The 22,533-nt window shown below is 66.1% G+C and carries 15 protein-coding genes and 1 tRNA gene; 13 read left to right on the top strand and 3 right to left on the bottom strand.

The genetic code is table 11. The features are described 5' to 3' along the window. The first annotated feature begins 155 nt into the window (after positions 1–155). The 8 genes from PSRA_RS00455 (at position 156) to PSRA_RS00420 (ending at position 9,523) form a co-directional block, all read left to right on the top strand. Entirely contained in the window at positions 156–1,595 is a 1,440-nt protein-coding gene (locus PSRA_RS00455) for a chloride channel protein (RefSeq protein ID WP_094659900.1), read from the top strand. Between the two features lie 87 nt (positions 1,596–1,682). Then, on the top strand, positions 1,683–2,282 hold the full coding sequence (locus PSRA_RS00450; protein WP_211280469.1) for an ATP-dependent Clp protease proteolytic subunit: 600 nt from the start codon (positions 1,683–1,685) through the stop codon (positions 2,280–2,282). An 8-nt stretch (positions 2,283–2,290) separates the two neighbouring features. After that, on the top strand, positions 2,291–2,938 hold the full coding sequence (locus tag PSRA_RS00445) for an ATP-dependent Clp protease proteolytic subunit (protein WP_094659899.1): 648 nt from the start codon (positions 2,291–2,293) through the stop codon (positions 2,936–2,938). 136 nt (positions 2,939–3,074) lie between these two features. Next, complete coding sequence (gene clpX / locus PSRA_RS00440; protein ID WP_094659898.1) at positions 3,075–4,466, top strand: ATP-dependent Clp protease ATP-binding subunit ClpX; 1,392 nt, start codon at positions 3,075–3,077, stop codon at positions 4,464–4,466. Positions 4,467–4,701: 235 nt separating this feature from the next. After that, positions 4,702–5,727, top strand: a complete 1,026-nt coding sequence (locus PSRA_RS00435; RefSeq protein ID WP_094659897.1) for a MetQ/NlpA family ABC transporter substrate-binding protein — start codon at positions 4,702–4,704, stop codon at positions 5,725–5,727. A 165-nt stretch (positions 5,728–5,892) separates the two neighbouring features. After that, entirely contained in the window at positions 5,893–7,029 is a 1,137-nt protein-coding gene (locus tag PSRA_RS00430) for a methionine ABC transporter ATP-binding protein (protein WP_094659896.1), read from the top strand. A gap of 137 nt (positions 7,030–7,166) precedes the next feature. Next, complete coding sequence (locus PSRA_RS00425) at positions 7,167–7,772, top strand: methionine ABC transporter permease (RefSeq protein ID WP_245834813.1); 606 nt, start codon at positions 7,167–7,169, stop codon at positions 7,770–7,772. A 401-nt stretch (positions 7,773–8,173) separates the two neighbouring features. Continuing rightward, positions 8,174–9,523 (top strand): hypothetical protein, encoded by a 1,350-nt coding sequence (locus tag PSRA_RS00420; protein WP_094659894.1) that lies wholly within the window; start codon positions 8,174–8,176, stop codon positions 9,521–9,523. A gap of 232 nt (positions 9,524–9,755) precedes the next feature. Here PSRA_RS00420 and PSRA_RS00415 read toward each other — a convergent pair. After that, a tRNA-Asn gene (locus tag PSRA_RS00415) sits at positions 9,756–9,828 on the bottom strand. Positions 9,829–10,206: 378 nt separating this feature from the next. Here PSRA_RS00415 and PSRA_RS00410 point away from each other — a divergent pair. Both PSRA_RS00410 and PSRA_RS00405 read left to right on the top strand, forming a co-directional pair. Continuing rightward, positions 10,207–11,451 (top strand): M23 family metallopeptidase, encoded by a 1,245-nt coding sequence (locus PSRA_RS00410; protein WP_158216269.1) that lies wholly within the window; start codon positions 10,207–10,209, stop codon positions 11,449–11,451. 328 nt (positions 11,452–11,779) lie between these two features. Beyond that, positions 11,780–13,597, top strand: coding sequence for an AMP-dependent synthetase/ligase (locus PSRA_RS00405; protein ID WP_094660019.1), 1,818 nt, complete (start codon positions 11,780–11,782; stop codon positions 13,595–13,597). Between the two features lie 209 nt (positions 13,598–13,806). Here the strand turns inward: PSRA_RS00405 and PSRA_RS00400 are convergent, their stop codons facing one another. Together PSRA_RS00400 and PSRA_RS00395 are read right to left on the bottom strand one after the other, a co-directional pair. Beyond that, entirely contained in the window at positions 13,807–15,528 is a 1,722-nt protein-coding gene (locus PSRA_RS00400; RefSeq protein WP_143516278.1) for a type 1 periplasmic-binding domain-containing protein, read from the bottom strand. 248 nt (positions 15,529–15,776) lie between these two features. Continuing rightward, the gene (locus tag PSRA_RS00395) at positions 15,777–17,000 is read right to left on the bottom strand and encodes an NADP-dependent isocitrate dehydrogenase (RefSeq protein ID WP_094659891.1); all 1,224 of its coding nucleotides are present in this window, start codon (positions 16,998–17,000) and stop codon (positions 15,777–15,779) included. A 226-nt stretch (positions 17,001–17,226) separates the two neighbouring features. Between PSRA_RS00395 and PSRA_RS00390 the strand changes: the two genes are divergently transcribed. The 3 genes from PSRA_RS00390 to PSRA_RS00380 all read left to right on the top strand — a co-directional run bounded on the left by PSRA_RS00390 (position 17,227) and on the right by PSRA_RS00380 (position 22,276). Next, positions 17,227–18,342 (top strand): GuaB3 family IMP dehydrogenase-related protein, encoded by a 1,116-nt coding sequence (locus PSRA_RS00390; RefSeq protein WP_094659890.1) that lies wholly within the window; start codon positions 17,227–17,229, stop codon positions 18,340–18,342. A 905-nt stretch (positions 18,343–19,247) separates the two neighbouring features. After that, the gene (locus PSRA_RS00385) at positions 19,248–19,790 is read left to right on the top strand and encodes a hypothetical protein (protein WP_094659889.1); all 543 of its coding nucleotides are present in this window, start codon (positions 19,248–19,250) and stop codon (positions 19,788–19,790) included. 308 nt (positions 19,791–20,098) lie between these two features. Beyond that, the gene (locus PSRA_RS00380) at positions 20,099–22,276 is read left to right on the top strand and encodes an AMP-dependent synthetase/ligase (RefSeq protein ID WP_094660018.1); all 2,178 of its coding nucleotides are present in this window, start codon (positions 20,099–20,101) and stop codon (positions 22,274–22,276) included. Positions 22,277–22,533 lie beyond the last annotated feature (257 nt).

Below are 22,533 nucleotides of genomic sequence, written 5' to 3'. Positions count from 1 at the left end.
TGCGGATTCGTAATGCTGCGGATTGAGATTCCGCAGGGTATCAAGGGGTCGGAGCCCGAAAGGGTTCCGACCCCTTTCGTTATGCCTGGGCGACGGGGCGGTTGCCCGACGTGCGTGGCACAATGGTCACGATATCGAGCGGACGGAGGGAATCCATGGCGAGCACACCGGCGACGGGGCGGGACGATGCAACGGGCCCGACGGGCGCAAAGGACGCGACGGGGCGGGATACGCGCCCCGGCTCCGTTGCCCAGGGCTGGAAGCTCGCCGGCTTCGTCCTGCTCGTCGGCGCCCTCATCGGCTGCGCCGCCGGCGTGCTGTACCTCGTGCTCGACCTCGTGCAAGGCGTTTTCCTCGGCTACACGGAGAGCCCCGTCATGCCCGGCCCCGTCGGCGTTCCGGCGTGGCGCCTCGTCGCCAGCCTCCTGACGGCGGGCGTCCTGTCGGCGCTGTGCTGGTGGTTCCTGAGGTCGAGGTGCACCCCCGTGCCCTCCGTCGCGCGCGCCGTCTCCGGCTCGCGCATGCCCCTCGTGCCCACCGTCGTGCACGTGCTGCTCCAGATCGGCATCGTCGGCTGCGGCATGAGCATCGGACGTGAGACGGCGCCCCGTGAGCTGGGAGCCATGATGGGGCAGCGCTACGCCGAGGCCATGCACCTCGACGAGCGTGACTGGCGCCTCATCACCGCGGCCGCGGCGGGCGCCGGATTCGCCGGCGTATACAACTCGCCCCTGGCGGGCGCCTTCTTCGCCATCGAGATGCTTCTGGTCGACTCGAGCTGGCGCACCGTCGCCGTCGCCCTGGGCTCCTCCTGCGTCAGCGCCTACGTGTCGGGCTTCATCAAGGGGCGCGACGCTTTCTACGTGCTGCCGGGGCTCGACCTGACGCCCACGCCCACCCTCGTCGTCTTCGCCCTCCTGTCCGCCCCGCTGTGGGGCGTGGCGGGCGCCCTGTTCCGACGCGGCAACCAGTGGGCCGGCTCGCGTCATGCGCGGGGCGCCACGATTCTGTGGATGCTGCCCCTCGTGGCGCTCGTGACGGCGGGCGTCGCCATCGTCTTCCCCCAGGTCTGCGGCAACGGCCGCGCCGCCGCCCAGACGGCGTTCAACGTCTCGTCCTCCGGGGCGCGGGGCACGGGTGTCGCGGCGCTTGTCGGGACGCTTCTCGCCCTCGCCGCGCTCAAGGCCGTCCTGACGCTCCTGACGATCCGCGCCAGCGCGTCGGGCGGCGTCATCACACCCGCCATCGCCATCGGAGCGTGCCTTGCCGCCGCCCTCGGCCTGGGGTGGACGGCGCTTGTCCCGTCCGACAGCGTGGCCGCGTGCGCCCTCGTCGGCGCCGCTGCCGTTCTCGCCGGCTCCCAGCAGGCTCCGCTCATGGCGTCGTGCCTTCTTCTCGAACTGTGCGCGCTGCCCGTCGGCTTCGCGCTGCCCGTCGGTCTGGCGTGCATCGTGGCCACCATCGTGGCGCGCCTTGTGCTCGCCCGCATGGCGCCCGTCACCGAGCTTCCCCTCGCCGCCGGGCATGCGGGGCGCCCCACGGGGGCGCGAGCAGGCGTTCCGCGCGCAGCGCAATCGCGAGCATGCGTCGGTTGAACGCGCTAATCTCAAGACAACAAGGAAACAACAGAAGGAGTCACAGTGACCACCATGACGTCACCGATGCTTCCCGCGCTTCCGTCGATGGAAGACGAGGAGGCTCCCGCGATGGGCGGGATGATGAACCCCATCTACTCCCGCCTGCTCAAGGACCGCATCATCTGGCTGGGGGACGAGGTCAAGCAGGAGAACGCGAACGTCATCTGCGCGCAGATGCTCATGCTCGCCGCACAGGATCCGAACAAGGACATCTGGCTGTACATCAACTCCCCGGGCGGCTCCATCACCGCGGGCATGGCCATCTACGACACCATGCAGCTGATCCAGCCCGACGTCGCGACCGTCGCCGTCGGCATGGCCGCGTCCATGGGCCAGTTCCTCCTGTCGAGCGGCACCAAGGGCAAGCGCTTCATCACGAGCCACGCGCGCGTGCTCATGCACCAGCCGTCCGGCGGCATCGGCGGCACCCAGACGGATGTGCGCATCAGCGCCGAGCTCATCATGGACATGAAGAAGACGCTGTCCGAGCTCACCGCCGAGCAGACCGGGCACACGCTCGAGGAGATCTACCGCGACAACGAATACGACCACTGGTTCACCGCGCAGCAGGCCCTCGAGTACGGATTCGTCGACAAGATCGTGACGACGCCCGGAACGATGAGCACCGACGGCGCCGAGGCTTAGGAGGACACATGGCAAGCCAAGAAGCACAGTTCATCTCCCGCGCGGGGCGCCTCGCCGGCCCGCAGATGCGGTACATCATGCCGCAGTTCCAGGAGCGCACGCCGTACGGCTACAAGACGACCGACGCGTACTCCAAGCTGTTCGAGGACCGCATCATCTTCCTCGGCGTGCAGGTCGACGACGCGTCCGCCGACGACATCATGGCCCAGCTGCTCGTCCTGGAAAGCCAGGACCCGCAGCGCGACGTCATGATGTACATCAACTCTCCCGGCGGCTCCATGACGGCCATGACCGCCGTGTACGACACGATGCAGTACATCAAGCCCGACGTGCAGACCGTGTGCCTCGGGCAGGCCGCCTCCGCCGCGGCCGTGCTGCTCGCCGCCGGCGCGAAGGGCAAGAGGCTCATGCTGCCGAACGCCCGCGTGCTCATCCACCAGCCCGCCATGGAGCAGGACTTCGGCAAGGCCACGCAGATCGAGATCGAGGCCAACGAGATGCTGCGCATGCGCACGTGGCTCGAGGAGACCCTTGCCAAGCACACGGGGCAGACGGTCGAGACGATTCGTAAGGATATCGAGACCGATAAGATCCTGACCGCCCAGGAGGCGAAGGAGTACGGTATCGTGGACGAGGTTCTCGCAAGCCGCGAGTAGGCGCGCCACATACGGGGCGCCGGTGCCGCCTGCACCGGCGCCTTTCGCATAGACAGGCGTCGCCGTCCGGGCGCTCTGGCCCGGATACGCCGCACGTCCGCCCCGTCGGCGGGACGTGCAGAAGCCGGGAGGTTCCATGGGACAGATCGTCAGCTACAGCGACGACATTCCGCGCTGCAGTTTCTGCGGCAAGACCGAGCATGAGGTCGACAAGCTCGTCACGGGTGCTGGCGTCGCCATCTGCGAGGAATGCGTCGGCCTGTGCGTCGACATCATCTCCGACGAGCGGCGCAAGGACGCCAACGCAAGCCGTATCCGCCTCGTATCGCCCAGCCATATCCGTGAGTTCCTCGACCGCTACGTGATCGGGCAGGACGAGGCCAAGCGCACGCTGTCCGTGGCCGTGTACAACCACTACAAGCGCGTGAACCTCGATATCGCGCAGGCCGCCGCCCTGCCGGCGCACGGGTCGCGCGACGGGGGTTTCCAGGATGCGTCGCGCTCCGGCGGCCCCTTCGACGGCAGCCCCTTCGACAGGAAGGCGGGGCGCCGTTCCCCGGACGTGCCTGCGGACCCGCTGCGCGACGTGGAGGTGGCCAAGTCCAACATCCTCATGCTCGGCCCCACGGGCACGGGCAAGACGTATCTGGCGCAGACGCTCGCGAAGGTCATGAACGTGCCCTTCGCCATCGTCGACGCCACGACGCTCACCGAGGCGGGCTACGTGGGCGACGACGTGGAGACGGTTCTCCAGAGGCTTATCGACGCGGCCGACGGCGACGTGTCGCGGGCGCAGCAGGGCATCGTGTACATCGACGAGATCGACAAGATCGCGCGCAAATCGGGGGAGAACACGTCGATCACGCGCGACGTGTCCGGCGAGGGCGTGCAGCAGGCGCTGCTCAAGATCATCGAGGGCACCGTCGCCACGGTGCCGGTGGAGGGCACGCGCAAGCACCGCGAGCAGGACCAGGTGCGCATCGACACGCATAACATCCTGTTCATCTGCGGCGGCGCGTTCGTGGGGCTCGACCAGATCGTGCGCAACCGCATGGGGCGCCGCTTCTCCGGATTCGGTTCGGACTGGAGCGCGCAGGACATGCCGTCCGAGGAGCTCATGGCACACGCCACGCCCGACGACCTGGCCGAGTTCGGGCTTCTTCCCGAGTTCATCGGCAGGCTTCCCATCGTCACGACCCTGCACGACCTCGACGCCATCGATCTGGCGCGCATCCTGACGGAGCCCCGCAACTCCCTCGTGCGCCAGTACCAGAAGCTGTTCGCCGCCGAACGCGTCAAGCTCACGTTCACGAAGGAGGCGGTGGAGCGCATCGCGCAGGTGGCGCTCGAACGCGGCACGGGTGCGCGCGGGCTGCGTTCCATCATGGAAAGCACCCTCGAGTCCACGATGTACGAGATCCCGGATCGCGACGACGTGAGCGAGGTCATCGTCACCAAGGCGTCCGTGGACGGTGCGGCCCGGCCCGAGCTGGTGCTGCGCTCCGACGAGGGGCTCAAGCAGGCGTAGGCGTTTTCCGAAAGCCGGGGGAGACGGCGGGCGGCGCGGGCATGGTTGCGGCGATCAAGGCGAGGAACCGGCCATCGTTATATTTTCCAATAAATAATCCGTATACCTTCCGTCGCGTTTTCCGCTTGCGCCGCCCATATGGTTGGTCTCATCACGTGATGAGGACGCGGGGCGCCGCCCCATTCCATTCCCTCGTCGCGGCATCATTCATCGAAGAGACCGAAAGAGGCTACACATGGCGGATACGAACAACGGCAAGGAACCGGATACCGGCAAGGCGCAGGACGGGGCGAACTCCCTGGCGCTCGAGGGCGACGCCCCGAAGCGCGAAAGCCACACGGCGCGCAACATCATCATTGCGCTCGTCGTCCTCGTGCTCGTCGCGGTCGGCGTCATCGTGGCGGTGCGCCGCAACTCGTCGAACGCGTCGACGTCCGCCGCCGCGGCTGCCAAAGGCACGAAGGACAACCCCGTGAAGATCGGCGTCGTGGGCGCCACCGACCCTCAGTGGGTGGAGTTCAAGCAGGAGGCCGAGGCGCAGGGCATCTACGTGGACATCGTCGACTTCCAGGACTACACGTCAGAGAACCCGGCGCTTGACGCGGGCGATCTCGACCTCAACGAGTTCCAGCACCTGCTGTACCTCGCCAACTACAACGTGTCGAATAACAAGGACCTGCAGCCGATCGGCGGCACCGCCATTTTCCCGCTCGGCCTGTACTCCAAGCAGGTCAGCAGCGTGAGCGACATCAAGGCCGGCGACACCATCGCCATTCCGAACGACGAGACGAACCAGGCGCGTGCCATCGGCGTGCTTGAGTCCGCCGGCCTCGTCACCCTCAAGAGCGAGTGGACCGCGTTCACGACGCCCGATGACATCGACACCGACAAGTCCGTCGTCAAGGTCACGGCCCTCAAGGCCGAGCAGGTGGCGAACTCCCTGGGCGACCCGACCGTCACCGCCGGCGTCATCAACAATGATTACGTCTCCGACGCGGGCCTTGACCCGAACGACGCCATCTACCACGATGACGCGAGCAGCGAGAACGCACACCCGTACATCAACGTGTTCGTCAGCCGCAAGGAGGACGTGAACAACGAGACGTACCTCAAGCTCGTGAAGATCTTCCAGTCCGACGGCGTGTGGCAGAAGCTCAACGAGCAGTCCGGCAACACCGCGGTGTCCGCCTCGGGCTTCACCGCCGACGAACTCCAGCAGTACCTCGCGAAGATCGAGGAGGATGCGCGCAACTCGCAGTGACGCGCGCATGGCGGGCCCCGCGGCTACACTCGGCCGACGGGGCCCGACGGGGCCCGGTTCCGCAAGGCGCCGGGCCCCGCTGCGTTGGCCGCCCCGGACGGGCGCGGCGCGGCCACAATTCCAATCCGGGAACCATCCAAGACAGGAGCCACCGAGGAGAGGCTTATGGCAGACGAACCCATCATCACCTTCGACCATGTGGTCAAGGAATTCCAGCGGCGCGGGTCGAAGACGCCGTTCCGTGCGCTCGACGACATCTCGCTGTCGATCGCGCCCGGCGAGATCTTCGGAGTCATCGGATACTCCGGCGCCGGCAAATCCACCCTCGTGCGCATGATCAACGCGCTCGAGAAACCCACGTCCGGCTCCGTCGTCGTCATGGGCACGGACATGACGCGCCTGAAGGAGCGGCAGCTGCGCGAGACGCGCCGATCCATCGGCATGGTGTTCCAGCAGTTCAACCTGTTCTCCACGAGGACGGCGGCGCAGAACATTGCCTACCCGCTTGAGCTGGACCGCTGGCGCCAGGACTATCTGGAGCGGCGCGTGGCCAAGCTGCTCGAGTTCGTGGGACTGACGGAGCAGGCCGACAAGTACCCCGCGCAGCTGTCCGGCGGGCAGAAGCAGCGCGTCGGCATCGCCCGCGCCCTGGCGACGAACCCGCGCATCCTTCTTGCCGACGAGGCGACGAGCGCGCTCGACCCCGAGACGACGGGGGAGGTGCTCCAGTTGCTCAAGAGGGCGAACGAGCAGCTGGGCGTCACCATCGTGCTCATCACGCACCAGATGGACGTGGTGCGTCAGATCGCCGACCGCGTGGCGGTCGTCAGCGACGGGCGCATCGTGGAGACCGGCCCCGTGTACGACGTGTTCGCCGCCCCGCACGACCCGGTGACGCGCCGCTTCATCGCCACGTCGGTGTCCGGCCTGCCGGACGAGGCGTGCATCGAACGGCTCCGTGGCGACTGGCCGGGACGCATCATCAGCGTCCTCGTGCGTCAGAAGGACGTGCCGGCCCGCGACGGGCACGGGGCGGTGCCGGCCTCCGGCCAGGACGTCTCCGCGCTTATCGCGCGCCACGGCGTGCACAGCAGCCTCATCTACGGTGGCATGGACACGGTGCAGGGTTCCGCCATCGGTGCCCTGACCTACGGGTTCGATGAAACGGAGGCGGCGCTCGGCCCCTTCCTCGAGGATCTGCGTCGCACCAACGACATCATCGATTTCGGCACGGCCGCCGCGCCGCGCCGCGAGTCCCACGCCCAGGCCGGCGAATCCGGCGAACGGAAGGAGACGAAATGAGCATCATCGCAACGGGCGTTGTTCCGGCTTTCGCGGCGCCCCTCGCCGTGACGGAGCGTACGCAGACCTTCGCGTCGCGGGGCAACTGGACCGTCCTCAAGCCGCTTCTCGTGCAGTCCATCGGCCAGACCCTCGAGATGGTCCTCGTGACGCTGGTCATCGGCGGGTTCCTTGGACTGGTGCTCGGCATCCTCCTGTACGGTTCGCGCCCGGGCAACCTGTTCGAGAACGCGGTGCTGTACCGGATCCTGTCGGTTATCGTGAACGTCATCCGGCCCATCCCGTTCATCATCTTCCTCGCCGCCATGCAGCCCCTGACCATCAAGGTGGTCGGCACGTCCATCGGCACTGCCGCCGCCATCTTCCCGATGGTCATCATGTGCACCGTGGCCACGTCGCGTCTCGTGGAACAGAACCTGCTGCCCGTCGACCCCGGCGTCATCGAGGCGGCGCGCGCCATGGGCGCCTCGCGCTTCACGATCATCCGCACCGTGCTCATCCCCGAGGCCCTCTCGCCGCTGATCCTCGCGTACGCGTTCCTGTTCGTCTCGCTGCTCGACATGTCCGCCATGGCCGGATACATCGGCGGAGGCGGCCTGGGTAACTTCGCCATCGCCTACGGCTACCAGAAGTTCGACCAGACCGTCACGTGGACGGCGGTCATCATCATGATCGTGCTCGTCCAGGTGGTGCAGGCGATCGCCAACGCCATCGTCAAGCACCGCCAGCGGCGCTTCTCCTGAACGGCGCCAGCGGCCTGTCAGAAAGCGTTCCGAACGCTCACGGGAAGGCCCTGGGACACTCTTACGACCCCGGCGTGCTTATGCCGCCGGGGTCTTCCGTATCCGGTGGGGAGTGTCTGCACTGTGGCACGACCCGGGCCGGGACGCGGCCGGAATCTCCCCGACGCCGCGCGGCACGCCTGCCTCCGCGCGCCTGCCGTCGACGCGCGGCTTGTCTTTGCCCGCCCCGTCGTCCAGACCCGGCCCCGTACCGGGCGCACCATACGGCCCCGTCGTCGCGATTGTCAGGAATCTTTCGGGAAAATCACACGGTCCTCCCCTCATCGTGCGATAGTCGTAGAAGACGGAACGCCCGACGCGACCCGCGGCATCCGCGCATCGCAGACCGAAAGGAGACGGGGATGGACATGCGCCTCATGAACGACATGGAGGACTACCAGAGGCTGGGACTCAATCCCAAGAAAGTCGAGGACTGGGAGGCGCAGAGACGAAGCCCCCGTGCCCGCAACGCCTGGGAGACCTGGACTGTCGGCGCCACCCTCGACGACGGGACCCTCCTCGACATCACCTACGCCACCAAGGACCCCGCGCATATCGGATCCGCGGATGACGCGCCCGTCATCGACCTGACCCTCACCGGGCCCGACGGAACCGTCACCCACGCCACCCGGAGCATCGAGGCCGACCGCTGCACCTTCGGCGAAGGCGGCCTCGACCTCGGCTTCGACGACTGCCACGCACGGGGCGACCTGCGCTCCCTGCGCCTGACCGCCACCGACCTCACCCTGGATTCCGACGACACGTCGGCCATTTCGGACGAGGCCGCCGACGATCAGACGGCCGACGGTGAGGACACGACGGCAGGGGAGACGGACGACGAAGACGACGCCCCCTACACAATCCACGGAACCGGCTTCGACCTGCACCTCGACACCCAGGCCCGCCCCCTGCGCCCCGCAACCGGCATCTTCGACTACGGACACGACGCCAGGAGCTGCGTCGGCTGGCTCAGCCCCATGCCCGTCGCCACCATCAGCGGAACCATCGTCATCGACGGCATGCCCCGCCACGTCACCGGACACGCCCGCCACACCCACGAATGGGGCACCATCGCCCCGTCCGACGCTTGGAACCACGTGCTCACCGTCACCCAGCGCTTCCACGGCATGACGCTCACCCTCGTCGACATCACCGGCGCACACCGCACCGGCTACATCCGGTACCCCATGATCTTCCTGACCAACGAACGAGGCATCCTCGCATACTCCGACACCCTCGACACCCACTGCCACAGCACCGTCACCGGCACCGCCACCGCAGGCGACGACGAGGGCGCCCCGTATCCCACCGGCATCACCTACACCTTCGACACCCCGGACAACGGAACCATCGCCTACACCCTCGCCGACACAGAGCCGCTCGGCGACGCCGCCACCCTGCGCTACGCCACCGGAGCCTTCGGACTGAAAAAACACCACATCGACACCATCCGGCTCACCGGCACCGGAACGCTCGCCATCACCGAGCCACAGGGCGCTCGCGGACGCCACGCCATCGTCTCCCACGGCACCGTGATCCAGAGCGACGACACGCCCGACACCACCGACACAACCGTCGACAGTTACGATGACCCGTCGCTGCACGCCACCACGACCACATACAAAGGACCGGCGGTCGCGACGTTCCGCATCACCGGCAAGCAGTTCGACGTCCGCCACGCGCCGCAGATCGTAACCGAATACGTCTACTGATGGCCGCGACGTTCTCCCACGCGACCGCGGCGGCGGGGCGCCCGGCGTATGCCTGGGGCGCCCCGCCGCCGCGTATACGGGGCCCATGGGCGCAGGCCGGAGGTCCGGCGCGGCGGAGAGCGGAGCGCGGTCGAGGGCAGCCAGGGAATAGCCGGGCAGGGAGTGCGATACGATGACGTCAACGTCAAGAAGAAAACGAAAAGCCCCGGACCGAAGTCCGGGGCTTGAACCGCTCCCGCAGCTGGGCTTGAACCAGCGACATTCTGATTAACAGTCAGACGCTCTGCCAACTGAGCTATGCGGGAATGTCTGTTTGTCTTGGCTGATCTCTCAGCGGCTGACAAGACATAAATAATATCCCCGGATTCGAATCGCGCAACTTCGGCGTGTCGGATACTCCCAAACGGGCACAGGTGGCGCTCGCGAGATGGGGAATGTGGATAAAAAGGGCCTTTTTCGCCCGTTTTGCTGACGTTTGTCCACATTGTCCGAAGTCGGCCACGTCATCGGCGTGTTTCAGGGACGATGTGCTTATGAGATATTCAATCTGGAAGCGGCGTCGGGCATATCGCCGCGAAAATGAGAAAAATGCCCGCCTGAATATGGTCGTCGCCGCCTGCACGGTTGCCGTGTTCGCAGCGTCGCTTCTTGTCCCGTTCCTTGTCTCCGTCGCAGGGAAGCACGTGGCTAGTCGTTCCGCCGACGGCCCCGGATGCGATGCCGACTCCGATCTGGCGCCTCCTCCGTCCGCCGTCGTGCCGGAGGGAACCTCTGATGCGGAGCCCGTCGCGCCCGCCGATGCGGAGGTGGTTGTCACCGACGTCATCGAACCTGATACGGTGCCCCGGTCGGTGCTCCGGTCCAAACCGACAGTGGCTCTCGACAGTCCGTGCGCCGCCGGACTGTCGTGGCCTATCCGTTCCGGCGCAGCGCCGTCTGAACCGACGCCTGCCGGAGTATCCGATGGTGCCCTGGCATCCGATGACGCGCCAACCTCCGACGGCGCTGTGACATCCCAGGGCGCCGTGGCATCCGATGACACGATGCCCTCCCGTGGCGCCGCAACCTCAGGCGATGCTGTGGCATCCGAGGCCGATGCGCCGACCATCCTTGACGATTTCGATGACCCTGGCAAGCCGTGGCTCGCCGGCCATAGGGGAGTGGACCTTGCGGCGGCGCCCGGTACGCCAATCCTCGCGCCCGCCGACGCCACGGTGCGTTTCAGCGGCATGGTGGCGGGGAAGAACGTCGTCTCCCTGTCGCTCGGCGGGGATCTCGTTACCACATTCGAACCCGCCACGGGTGTCGAGCCGGTCGGCGCCGCGGTGCGCCGAGGGCAGGTCGTCGCACATGTGGACGGCGGGTCGGACCACTGCGCCGACCAATGCCTCCACTGGGGCCTGCGCCGGGGAAAGAAAACATATCTGGACCCCGCGGCGTATGTCTCGAGATCGCGCATCGTTCTCAAACCGACCTCCCTGGAACCGGGATTCGAACGCATGTCCGGCGCATTGCTGGTCCGCATGCACCTGGGCAAGGAGATCGGCGCGTTCTCCGCCGTGCGAATCGCCTCGGCGCGCGCTCTCCTGTCCGCCGTCCCACTGAATCCCCGAGCTGATGTGAATCCCCGAGACGCTGTGAATCCTCGCGACGATGCGGATAGCCCCGTCACCGCGGGTTATCGGATACGAAACTCCCGAATGCACGGCTCCCGAATGCGCGGCTCCCGGACGCAAAGGACCGGGACGCAAGGAAGCGGCATGACAGCGTCACGCGACGGGACGCCACCCGGGTGGACGCGGCCCTATCGGTTCCGTTTCGGCTCCCCCCATCCGGAAAGACCGAGCGGCAGCGGATCCTCCGCGCAAAGCGGCGAGCCCGTGGGAAACGCCAGACGATGCGCCCGGTGCGGGCATATCGTCACGTGAGCCGTTCCGAGGTCGACCACGCCGCCTTAAGGCCAATGATGCGGTGCCCCGCGCCGAAGCCATCCGCAAATTCGGAATCGTGCCCGACGTATGGAGCTCCGAAACGGCATGCCCTCCGCCTCGGTCGAGACGAAGCGCGCTCGCGGCGTCACACCATCGTTTTGTAGCACCTAACAAAGCGATCGCGGATTTTTTGTCGCTTCCCGTAGCGCGCGAAACCGTCCCGCGACGGTACACTGTCAGCAGTCGCAGGACTGGTCCTCGCGGCCGCGAGGAAGCGCACACGCCCGTCGAAAGACGGCGAAGGGATATGGAACCGCACATGACGATGGTGAAGGAATACACGACGCCGCTCAAGCGTCCGATCGACAAGGACAAGAACATCTTCTGGCTGCTCGAGGACCGCGTGTCGCGCACGCCCGACCAGACCATCATCGAATACCGCGACGAGAACGGCGCCTGGGCGGGCTTCACCGCCACGGAGTTCCGCGATCTGGTGATCGGCATCGCCAAGGGCTTCATTGCCAAGGGCCTCATGCCCGGCGACTCCGTCGGCATCCTGGCCCACACCTCCTGGCAGTGGACGGCGATCGACATGGCCCTCGTCTCCATCGGCTGCGTCACCGTGCCGATCTACGAGACCGACTCGCCTGCGCAGATCAAATCCATCTGCAGCGATTCCACGATCTCCTACATCTTCGCCGAGGATGACGAGCAGCGCGACAAGGTCGACTCCATCATGGACGAGGCGCCGACCCTCAAGGGCGTGCTCGTCATCCAGCTGGGCGCCATCGACGCCATGGTGGAGCTGGGGCGCGGCGTGAGCGACGAAGAGTTCGAGGAGCGCAAGAACGCCACGCACGGCGATATGCTCGCCACCATCGTGTACACGTCGGGCTCCACCGGCACGCCCAAGGGCATCGAACTGACCCATGCCAACTTCATGTACTGCATCGACGCGGGCTACCAGACGCTTCCCGAGGTCACCTACGATCCGGGCAACCGCCTCGTGCTGTTCCTGCCCCTGGCGCATGTCTTCGCCCGCTACATGCAGTTCCTGTGCATCGGCGGCAACTGCGTTATGGCGCTGACGTCGAATATGAAGACGATTCTCAAGGATTTCGCCGACTTCAAGCCGACGTACATCCTGTCGGTGCCCCGTATCTTCGAGAAGGTGTACAACGCCGCCACGCAGCGCGTCGGGTCGGGCTTCAAGGGCAAGGTGTTCGCCCGCGCCGCCCGCGCCGCCTGCGAATGGAGCGTCACCACGCAGGACGGGCGCCGCCCCTCCCTTGCGGCGCGCGCCAAGCACACCCTGTATTCCAAGCTCGTCTACCGCCAGATTCTCGATGTGTTCGGCGGGGACACCAAGTGCGCCATCTCCGGCGGCGCGCCGCTTTCGCATAAGCTGGCGCATTTCTTCAACGGTTGCGGCCTGCCCCTGTTCGAGGGCTACGGCATGACCGAAACGTGCGCCCCGTGCGCCGTCAACACCTTCGACGCCTTCCGCATCGGCACCATCGGCCGCCCGTTCACCGGCATGAGCTTCGCTATCGCCGACGACGGTGAGTTGCTTATCAAGAGCCCCTCCGTGTGCCGCGGGTATCACAACCACCCGGAGATCACGAAGGAGCAAATCGTCGACGGCTGGCTGCATACGGGCGATCTGGGCAGCATCGATGACGACGGCTTCATCCGCCTCACGGGGCGCAAGAAGGATCTCATCATCACGGCTGGCGGGAAGAACGTATCACCTGATAAGCTGGAATCGCTTATCGTGACGAGCCCGATCATCGATCACTGCCTCATGGTGGGAGACCGCAAGCCCTTCGTCGCCGCGATCGTCGCCCTCGACCTCGAGGGTGTCAACGCGTGGCTCAAGGACCAGGGCGGCGAGCCGTGCGCCGACCTCGAGGAGGCGTCGAAGAGCCAGCTCGTGCGCGCCGAGGTCGACCGCGTCATCAACGCCGCGAACGACAACGTCTCCCGCGCCGAATCGATTCGCAAGTTCGAGATCGTGCCCGACGTGTGGACCGTGGACAACGGCCTGCTGACGCCGAGCCTCAAGACGAGGCGCGCCGTCATCACGAAGCACTACAAGGACCTGATCGACAACGTCATCTACGTGCCGCGTAAGAAGGCCTGACAGCCCTCTTCTGCGGCGTCACAGAGAAGGGAGCCGACAAGGCTCCCGCACTCACAGAGGGGAAAGGGACGGTTGTGCCCCGGAAGGATTCCTTCCGGGGCACAACCATATTCCCAACGGTCACTGAGCCTGCATCGCCGCCTGGGCGTGACGGGGCGGGCATTGCCTGACGGGGCGGGGTGAGGCGCCGCAGAGGGCGCCCCGACCCGTCACAGATCGGCGTCGGCCGCGGAGACGTAGCCCGGATCGATAAGCGCCGCCTTGATGTTGTCTGCCGTGACGCCCAGCAGCGACATCGACAGAATCGCCGGCCCAAGGGAGGGATTCGAGCCGTCCGTCTCCTTGAGCGCCGCGATCTGCCCGGACAGGGCCTGTGTCGTCTGCCCCTCGTTGAGGCCGATGGCGGTGTGGGCGATGGCGCTGGCGTATTGCTTGCGGTTCTCGATGCCCGTCATCCATTGGGTGCCGTTCACGATTGACGGCAGCTGCGACTTGTAGGCCCCATATCCGGTGACGAGGGGCCACTGGTCGTCATCGTTCTGCGAGCGGAGCACGGCGCTGATCTGGTCGATGGCGTCGGCGCTGAGCGAGGAGCGCTTGCTTTTGCTGCCGGCATCGGTCGACGGGGCCGGCACCTCGGATTTCGAGACGTCCTTGTTGCCGCGGATGTTGTCGATGATGCCCGTCACCGACGTGTTCGGGTTGATCGTGGCGCTCGTGCCGGTGTAGCCCAGGGATTTGAGCGTGGAGACGGCCGTGGATGCCACTTTGTCGTTGAGGCAGATCAGCGCGTCGAGTTTCATCGTCGTCACGTTGCCGTAGGCGCTGGCGTCAAGGCGTGAGGTGATTTCGTTCTTGGTGCCGTCGTCGGAGGAAGCCTTGTACGCCACGTCCTGCCACGATGCGTCAGTCGAGGACGCCGTGATCTTGCCCGAGGGGCTGTAGATGCTTCCGTCACGGTAATAGGGGCCGAGCACGTCCCAGATGCCGAGGAACGCCTCGCGTACGAATTCCGTGTCGTCGTCATAGGGGAGCAGGATCTCGACCGCTTTGGCGCCCGCGTCGCTGTTCGCCACGAGCCTGAGCTTGTTCACGACGTACTGTGCCTGGAGCCGGCCGATGCCGCGCGCGCTGGACAGGTCGACGAAGACGGAGGGGGAGAAGTCCTCGAGCTGCGTGGACATGAGCATCACGGACGCCCCGTTGTCCTGCGCCGTGGTGAGGAGGACCGCGAGCTCGGCCAGGTCGTTTCTCTCCGTGGAGTCGCTGTCCGCCGCGTCATGCGGCACGTAATCGCCGTAGAGCTTGTCATCGTTCGAATACGATATCGCCGGCGCGATGAGGATAGTCGTGCCGGAGGCCGGCCCCGAGGCCGACGGAGCGGACGTCGCGGACGGGGTGGCGCCTGACGGCGTCGTGTCTGCGGACGTCGTGTCTGCGGAGGACGAGGCGGCATCCGATGAGGCGGTGCCGTCGGACGATGACGCCGCCGACGTATCGGCGGATCCGTCGGATGATGCCGTATCGGATGACTCGGTGCCGGAGGCCGAGGCTGTCATCGTGGGTGACGAGACCTGAGACGTGTCGACGCCAAGACCGGTGAGGTACTCATCCAGCTGTTTCGTCTGGTCTGTCAGCGATGACGCGGTCTGCACGGAGATGGAGCCGCCGTCCATGCCGATGGACTCGAGCTCGCTTTGGGTGTCATCGGCCAAGGCCTTCCACGTGTTCTGGGGTGTCGAATTGCTCAGCGTGAATCCGTCGGATGGCACGAACATGGCCACCGTGCCCATGGATTGTCCCGTTCCGTCCGATGCCGACTGCCCCGTCTGGGGCGTTGTCGACGAGCTGCAGGCGCCGGCGCCTGCGATCAGAAGCGCGGCGGTCGCACACATCGCGATGATGCGTCGTGCTGTGGATGCTTTTTTCACAATGGTCCTTCGCTTCCGGGGTCCCTCCCGTGGGACCGCCTGTGAACACACATAAACCTACTCCACGGTGTGGGCAGGCCGCAGTGTAGGCAGGTCACGGAGCAGGCAGGCCGCAGTGTGGGCAAGGCGGAATCGGGGGAGGAACGCACGGGGCCCGCCGCGTACCTTGCGGTCGCGACGGGCCCCGTGCCCTGGGATTCGTCGCAGCGTCCGGCGCCGCAGCGTCGCGGGCTATGCGACGGGATTCGCTACTCCTTGGCGGACAGCGCCCTGTCGAGGTTCTCGGCGAGCGCGTCCATGAAGCCGTCGGTGTCGAGCCACTTCTGCTCCGGCCCGACGAGCATGGCGAGGTCCTTCGTCATCTGCCCGCCCTCGACGGTCTTGATGATGACGTTCTCGAGCGTCTTCGCGAAGTCTGCTACCTCGGGGGTCTCGTCGAGCTTGGCGCGCTGCTTGAGGCCGCCGGTCCATGCGTAGATGGACGCGATTGGGTTCGTGGAGGTCTTCTCGCCCTTCTGCCAACGACGGTAATGACGCGTCACGGTGCCGTGCGCCGCCTCGGCCTCGACGGTCTTGCCATCGGGGGTCATGAGCACGGAGGTCATGAGGCCCAGGGAGCCAAAGCCCTGCGCCACGGAATCCGACTGCACGTCGCCGTCATAGTTCTTGCACGCCCAGATGTAGCCACCGTGCCACTTGAGGGACGAGGCCACCATGTCGTCGATGAGGCGGTGCTCGTAGGTCAGGCCCGCTGCCTCGAACTTGTCCTTGTACTCTTCCTCGTACACCTTGGCGAAGATGTCCTTGAAGCGGCCGTCATAGGCCTTGAGAATCGTGTTCTTAGTGCTCAGGTACACGGGGTAGCCGCGCATGAGGCCGTAGTTGAAGCAGGCGCGGGCGAAGCCGGTGATCGAGTCGTCGAGGTTGTACTGCACCTGCGCGACGCCGGAGCCCGGATAGTCGTACACGACGTGCTCGATCGGCTCGGAGCCGTCGGCCGGGGTGAAGGTCACCGTGAGGCGGCCGGCGCCCGGAACGCGGAAATCCGTGGCCTTGTACTGGTCGCCAAAAGCATGGCGAGCCACGACGATCGGCTTCGTCCAGCCAGGGACGAGGCGCGGGATGTTGGAGATCACGATGGGCTCGCGGAAGATCGTGCCGCCGAGGATATTGCGGATCGTGCCGTTGGGGGAACGGTACATCCTCTTGAGACCGAACTCCTTGACGCGGGCCTCGTCGGGCGTGATGGTGGCGCACTTGACGCCCACGTGCTCGCGCTGGATGGCCTTCGCGGCGTCGATGGTCACCTGGTCGTCGGTGGCGTCGCGGTTCAGGATGCCGAGGTCGTAGTAATCGAGGTCGACATCAAGGTAGGGGAGGATGAGACGGTCCTTGATCTGCTTCCAGATCACGCGGGTCATCTCGTCGCCGTCAAGTTCGACGATTTTCCCCTTGACTGCAATCTTCGACATGCATTTCTCCTTGGGACTTGCACATTCTGTGATGAGACACGACCATTATGGCCGCCCCGTGCTACGAATGCGTCAATGTGTCCATGACAGGTGCCTGCACGGGGCGAACGGGGAGCGTCGTGACGGGGCCGTCCGGCATGGGGGCTTGGACGGGGGCCACCCCTCCGTTCCGCGATGCGGCCCTAGCGGCGTCCCGTCATCGTGGCGCGGTAGTAGGTTAGGAGGCATGATTCAGGATATCGAGATTGGCCTGGGCAAAACCGGCCGCATGAGCTATTCCCTTGACGATGTCGCCATCGTCCCGACGCGGCGCACCCGCGACCCCGAGGACGTGGACACGTCGTGGCAGGTCGATGCCTACGAATTCGACATTCCGGTCATCGGTGCGCCGATGGATTCCGTCATGAGCCCCCAGACCGTGATCGAACTGGGCAAGCAGGGCGGTCTGGGCGTCCTCGATCTCGAAGGCCTGTGGACGCGTTACGACGATCCGACCACTATCCTCGAGAACATCGCCGAATGCCCCGATGACGAGGCGACGGAATACATGCAGCGCGTGTATTCCGAGCCCATCAAGCCCGGTCTCATCGCCGATCGCCTCCATGAGATCCACGATGCCGGCGTCACCGTCGCCGGCGCCCTGTCTCCCCAGCGCACGCAGGACCTGTACCAGACGGTGCTCGATGCCGGCGTCGATCTGTTCGTCATCCGCGGCACCGCCGTCTCCGCCGAGCATGTCTCCAAGAGCCACGAGCCGCTGAACCTCAAGCAGTTCATCTACGACCTCGACGTCCCCGTCATCGTCGGCGGCGCCGCCAACTACCGCGCGGCCAAGCACCTCATGCGCACGGGCGCCGCGGGCATCCTCGTCGGTTCCGGCGGCGGCGCCGTCTCCACGGCGCGCACCATCACCGGAATCCACGTCCCGCTTGCCACGGCCATCGCCGACATCGCGGCGGCTCGCAAGGATTACATGGAGGAGTCCGACGGCCGCTACGTGCAGGTCATCGCGGATGGCGGCATGGGCGATTCCGGAAACTTCATCAAGGCCTTCGCCCTGGGCGCCGACGCGGTTATGCTCGGCACCCCGCTGGCGCGCGCCACGGAGGCGCCCGGCCACGGCACCCACTGGGGTCATGAGGCGGTGCATCCCACCCTCCCGCGCGGACGCCGCGCCAGGGTCGGCACCGTGGGGTCGCTCCAGCAGATTCTGTTCGGCCCCAGCCATCAGGTCGACGGTTCGACGAACTACATCGGCGCCCTGCGTCGCGCCATGGCATCGACCGGCTATGTCGGTCTGCACGATTTCCAGCGCGCCCAGGTGGTTGTCGCCAATTCCTGACGCCGCCTCCGTCGCTGGTGCCGCCGCACGGTGCCGTTCCGCCGATGGCGTGCCTTGTCGCCCCGTTCCATGCCCCGTTGCATGGAACGGGGCGTTTTCGTTGTTCCCATGCCGTGAGTAACACCGTGTCCGCAGTGGCGCGCGAATGAGCCGCCGTCCAGGGCGTCGAGTCCGTGCGTTTTGGCGACGGGACCCGGATGCCCGGCCCGTCGCGCTCGTCTTTCCGCTCCCAATATTCCGTCCTAGATGCCGACACGCCTCGAATCCGCGGCGTGCCGCGGATTCGTGTTTCCGTGTGCGGTGACGTGGCCTGTCTGATCTGCATCTTTCCTGAGCACATGGGCGCGATTATTGTCGGCGGCGGACCCGCACCGTTCGAGGCGTGTCGCGTCCATGGGTCGGGGTGTGCCAGATGGTCCGTGCGTTCCGCCTCGTGCGCATCGCGCATCGCCTTTATCGAACGTTTCGTGTCTGTTCGTGCACACTCGACCCCCAAAGTGTGCGTTTTTTCGATTTTGGCTCCTGCCGCGTCCCTTCATCCGTCACAATGGAGGGTGCGGCGCTTCGACGGGCGCAAGGGTGGACCGTCGGGATGCCGCGCGTATCGCGACGTCGTCGGCGCCACAGCGCCATCGGGGGAGCGGGACGTCGCCTGAGGGCGCCCAGAAGGCGTCGGATGGACGGAAACCTGATAGCCGTAGACCGACGGCAGGCCACAACGGCTGTGACGGATTATTGATAGGGACGTCGCGCCGAGGCATGCAGCCGGCTGCACGCATGGCAGCCCATGCGCGAGAGAAAAAGAGAAGAGCACCATGACCCATCCCTCACATCCCTCAGAACGGACACATCCGGACCGGACGCATGCGCCGACGAAGCCGGCTTCGCCCGGCAGACGCAGCCCCTTGCATTCGGAGACCAGTTGGGAAAGCGCACGGCGCGTCGTCGACGCCACCACGTGTCTGATCGGCGACGGATACATCGAGGCCCATCTGCCCATTGGCCTGTCTCCCCAGCCGGTGCCGATACGCGTGAGCTACGTCTCCGAGGAGGACCTCGACATCGACGAATCCCTGCGCGTCTCCTACGTGGCGGCGTCCATCGCCACCCTCGTCATCGACGTGGTCCGCGGCCGTCTCAGCCCCGACGGCCTGCATCGGTTCATCGAAGGGAGCTATGTCACGAAACTCGTGTCACTGTCCTCGCTTATTGCGGAATGCCAGCCGTATATCTCATCGAAGAAAACCAGCTGGCTGTGCCGCCGCATGGGCAAGCTCCGCGGCGTCGAGGCGCCGCCTGTCTCGCGCCGGGTCCGGTCCATCGTCAAATCGCGCGACATCATGGACATCAATGTGTCCATGATGGTGGATGTGAGGCGATGCTGGTCGAGCATGAAATGGGAGAGGCAGGGGAGCCGCTGGATGTGCACCCTGTGTGACATCGGCTGACGGAGCGGCCGGCACAGCGACGGCGTGGCCGATGGCAGATGCCATGCGCCGCGCCGTCGCTGCGCATTGCCGACCGTCGGGGCATTGCCCCGCCGGACCCCATCGTCCGGCCCCGTCGCAGATCCCCTCCGCCTTTCCGCGTCGCTCGCCCCATCCCTCCCATCGTCTGCCCTCCCATCGTCTGCCCCGTCCCGCCTCTGCGCTGTCCGTCTCCGGCTCCATTGCGGCCCGCCATCGGCTCCGACACGGTGTGAACAATTGGAAAAAGCTACAAAGCACGGCATTTCCGGACGCATATGATTGGTGGCATGTTGCGTGAATTCTCAGTTCCAGCCATCAGCAAGACCACCGATGACGACACCATCTACTCCCTGCTCGCCAACAGGGCGGATCGGCTGCCGTCCGATTACGTCGCCGCCCACAAAAGCGGCCCCCGCCAGGAATGGACATACGTCACGGCGGAGGACATGCTCGCCGAGGCGCGCTCCGTCGCCCGCGGCCTGCTCGCCCTCGGCGTGTCGAAGGGCGACGCCATCGTCGTCTACTCGCCGACCTGCTACGAGTGGGGCCTTATCGACTTCGCATCCAACGCCATCGGCGCGGTGACGGTTCCGATCTACGAGACCGATTCCGAAGCACAGGCCTCCGCCCTGACGCGCGAGGTAGACCCCATCGTCGCCTTCACCTACGGCGACGCGCGCACGCACACCCTCGAGGCCGTGCGCGGTGAGGATGGGGTGCGCCTCACCTACGTCTTCAACTTCCAGTCCGGCGGCATCGAGGCGGTCCGAGAATTCGGCGACGGCGTCGACGAGGCCACCCTCGACGAGGCGATCGCCCAGGTCAAGGCCGACGACCTCGCCACCATTGTGTACACCTCCGGCTCCACCGGCAAACCCAAGGGCGTCATGTTGTCAAGCCGGAACTTCCTCTCCGTCGCCTTCGACGGATACGACGTGCTGCCCGACATGCTCGGCGCCCCCGGCACCGACACGGCGCGCCTCCTGCTCTTCCTGCCACTGGCGCACTGCTTCGCCCGGTACATCCAGTACACCATGATGGGCGGCAACGGCATCATCGGCTACGTCTCCGACGCACGCCACCTGCTGGTGGACCTGCGCGAGTTCAAGCCCACGCTGCTGCTCGGCGTGCCCCGCGTGTTCGAGAAGGTGTACAACGCCGCATCGCAGAAGGCCGGCGCGGGATTCAAGGGACGCGTCTTCGCCCGTGCGACGAAGCATTTCGTCGCCTGGGACAAGGCGGAGCAGGAGGGGCGTATGCACGGCCCCATCGAGCGCCTGCGCCACCGCTTCTATCAGAGCGCCGTCGGTGGATCGCTGCGCACCGCCCTCGGCCCGAACCTGCATTGGCTCGCCTGCGGCGGCGCCCCGCTTAACGAGGACCTTGGCCACTTCTTCAACGGACTGGATGACATCACGTTCATCCAGGGCTACGGAATGACCGAGACGTCCGCCCCGTGCGTCGTCAACACCCAGGCGCTTAACAAGATCGGCACCGTCGGGTGCCCCGGCCCCGGCATCAGCGTTCGCCTCGCGGACGATGACGAGCTCGAGATCAAGGGCCCCATGGTATTCCTCGGCTACCGCAACGATCCGGAGCACACGCGCGAGGCCTTCAGGGACGGATGGCTTCTGACCGGCGACCTCGCCTCGATCGACGACGACGGCTACATCACCATCACCGGACGTAAGAAGAACATCATCATCACGGCCGGTGGCAAGAACGTATCGCCGGAGCCGCTCCAGGAGATCATCGAATCCTGCCCCGTCGTCGGACAGGCCGTGGTGCTGGGCAACGGAAAGCCCTTCGTCTCCGCCATCGTGACGCTCGACCCCGGCATGCTCGCCACATGGCTGGAATCCGCGGGCCTCGACACCACGATGACGCTGGAGCAGGCGGCATCGAACCCCGCCGTGCGCGCCTTCGTCCAGCAGTACGTCGACAAGGCGAACGCCACGGTGTCGCGTGCGGAGTCCGTGCGCAAGTTCGAAATCCTCCCCGAGGAGTTCACGACGGACGACGGCACGCTCACGCCGAGCCTCAAGGTGGTGCGCCCCGCCGTCATCAAGAAGTACCGTTCGCTGATCGACACGGTGCTGTACGCGCCCAAGCCGAGCACCATCCCCGCCCCGTTCAGCGCCAAGATTCTCGACGCGACCGATAAGGCCGGACAGATCGCGCAGAACAAGGCGGAGGAGACGATCGACGCCATCAGCCCCTACCTCGACCAGGCCAAGGAGCGCATCGGCCAGACTGCGGCGCAGGTCAAGGACCGTTTCGGCGCATCGTCCGCCGCCCCGTCCGGTGACGGGGCCTCGGACGATGTGGCAACCGGCGATGATGCCCCGTCCGACGATGCCGCGGCGGATTCCGCTGCGCGCACCGACGATGGTGTGGCTCGCGGCACGGAGGCGACGGGCGCCGCACCGTCCTCCGATGCGAAGACCCAACCCACCGTTGATTGATATCGCGGTTACTGATATCGCCGTGGGCTGATATCGGCGTGGGTTGACATCGCTGGGGCTGACATCGCTGGACTGACTAGGCGGGGCCTCGCCCGTATGGACGACGCCCCGCTTCGCCGCTCCGTCCACATGCTGCCCCGTGCCCTCGACCCGTGCCTTGCCCCCGTACCCTTATGGGGCTCAGTGCTCCCGCCCCGTCCGGGCGGGAGCACTATTATCGGGAAAGGTCCGCTATCGTCGGATGCCCACGCGGATGC

Origin of the sequence: Pseudoscardovia radai (assembly GCF_002259605.1) — a bacterium.
GTDB lineage: Bacteria > Actinomycetota > Actinomycetes > Actinomycetales > Bifidobacteriaceae > Pseudoscardovia > Pseudoscardovia radai.
The sequence above is the reverse complement of the archived record's forward strand: the minus strand, read 5'-3'. Positions and strand labels throughout refer to the sequence as shown.

What these genes read in the sequence shown, in the direction of transcription:
- PSRA_RS00455 (WP_094659900.1), top strand. Translation starts at nt 156, where the DNA reads ATGGCGAGCACACCGGCGACGGGGCGGGACGATGCAACGGGCCCGACG.
- PSRA_RS00450 (WP_211280469.1), top strand. Translation starts at nt 1,683, where the DNA reads ATGGAAGACGAGGAGGCTCCCGCGATGGGCGGGATGATGAACCCCATC.
- PSRA_RS00445 (WP_094659899.1), top strand. Translation starts at nt 2,291, where the DNA reads ATGGCAAGCCAAGAAGCACAGTTCATCTCCCGCGCGGGGCGCCTCGCC.
- clpX (WP_094659898.1), top strand. Translation starts at nt 3,075, where the DNA reads ATGGGACAGATCGTCAGCTACAGCGACGACATTCCGCGCTGCAGTTTC.
- PSRA_RS00435 (WP_094659897.1), top strand. Translation starts at nt 4,702, where the DNA reads ATGGCGGATACGAACAACGGCAAGGAACCGGATACCGGCAAGGCGCAG.
- PSRA_RS00430 (WP_094659896.1), top strand. Translation starts at nt 5,893, where the DNA reads ATGGCAGACGAACCCATCATCACCTTCGACCATGTGGTCAAGGAATTC.
- PSRA_RS00425 (WP_245834813.1), top strand. Translation starts at nt 7,167, where the DNA reads ATGGTCCTCGTGACGCTGGTCATCGGCGGGTTCCTTGGACTGGTGCTC.
- PSRA_RS00420 (WP_094659894.1), top strand. Translation starts at nt 8,174, where the DNA reads ATGGACATGCGCCTCATGAACGACATGGAGGACTACCAGAGGCTGGGA.
- PSRA_RS00405 (WP_094660019.1), top strand. Translation starts at nt 11,780, where the DNA reads ATGGTGAAGGAATACACGACGCCGCTCAAGCGTCCGATCGACAAGGAC.
- PSRA_RS00395 (WP_094659891.1), bottom strand. Translation starts at nt 17,000, where the DNA reads ATGTCGAAGATTGCAGTCAAGGGGAAAATCGTCGAACTTGACGGCGAC.
- PSRA_RS00390 (WP_094659890.1), top strand. Translation starts at nt 17,227, where the DNA reads ATGATTCAGGATATCGAGATTGGCCTGGGCAAAACCGGCCGCATGAGC.
- PSRA_RS00380 (WP_094660018.1), top strand. Translation starts at nt 20,099, where the DNA reads ATGTTGCGTGAATTCTCAGTTCCAGCCATCAGCAAGACCACCGATGAC.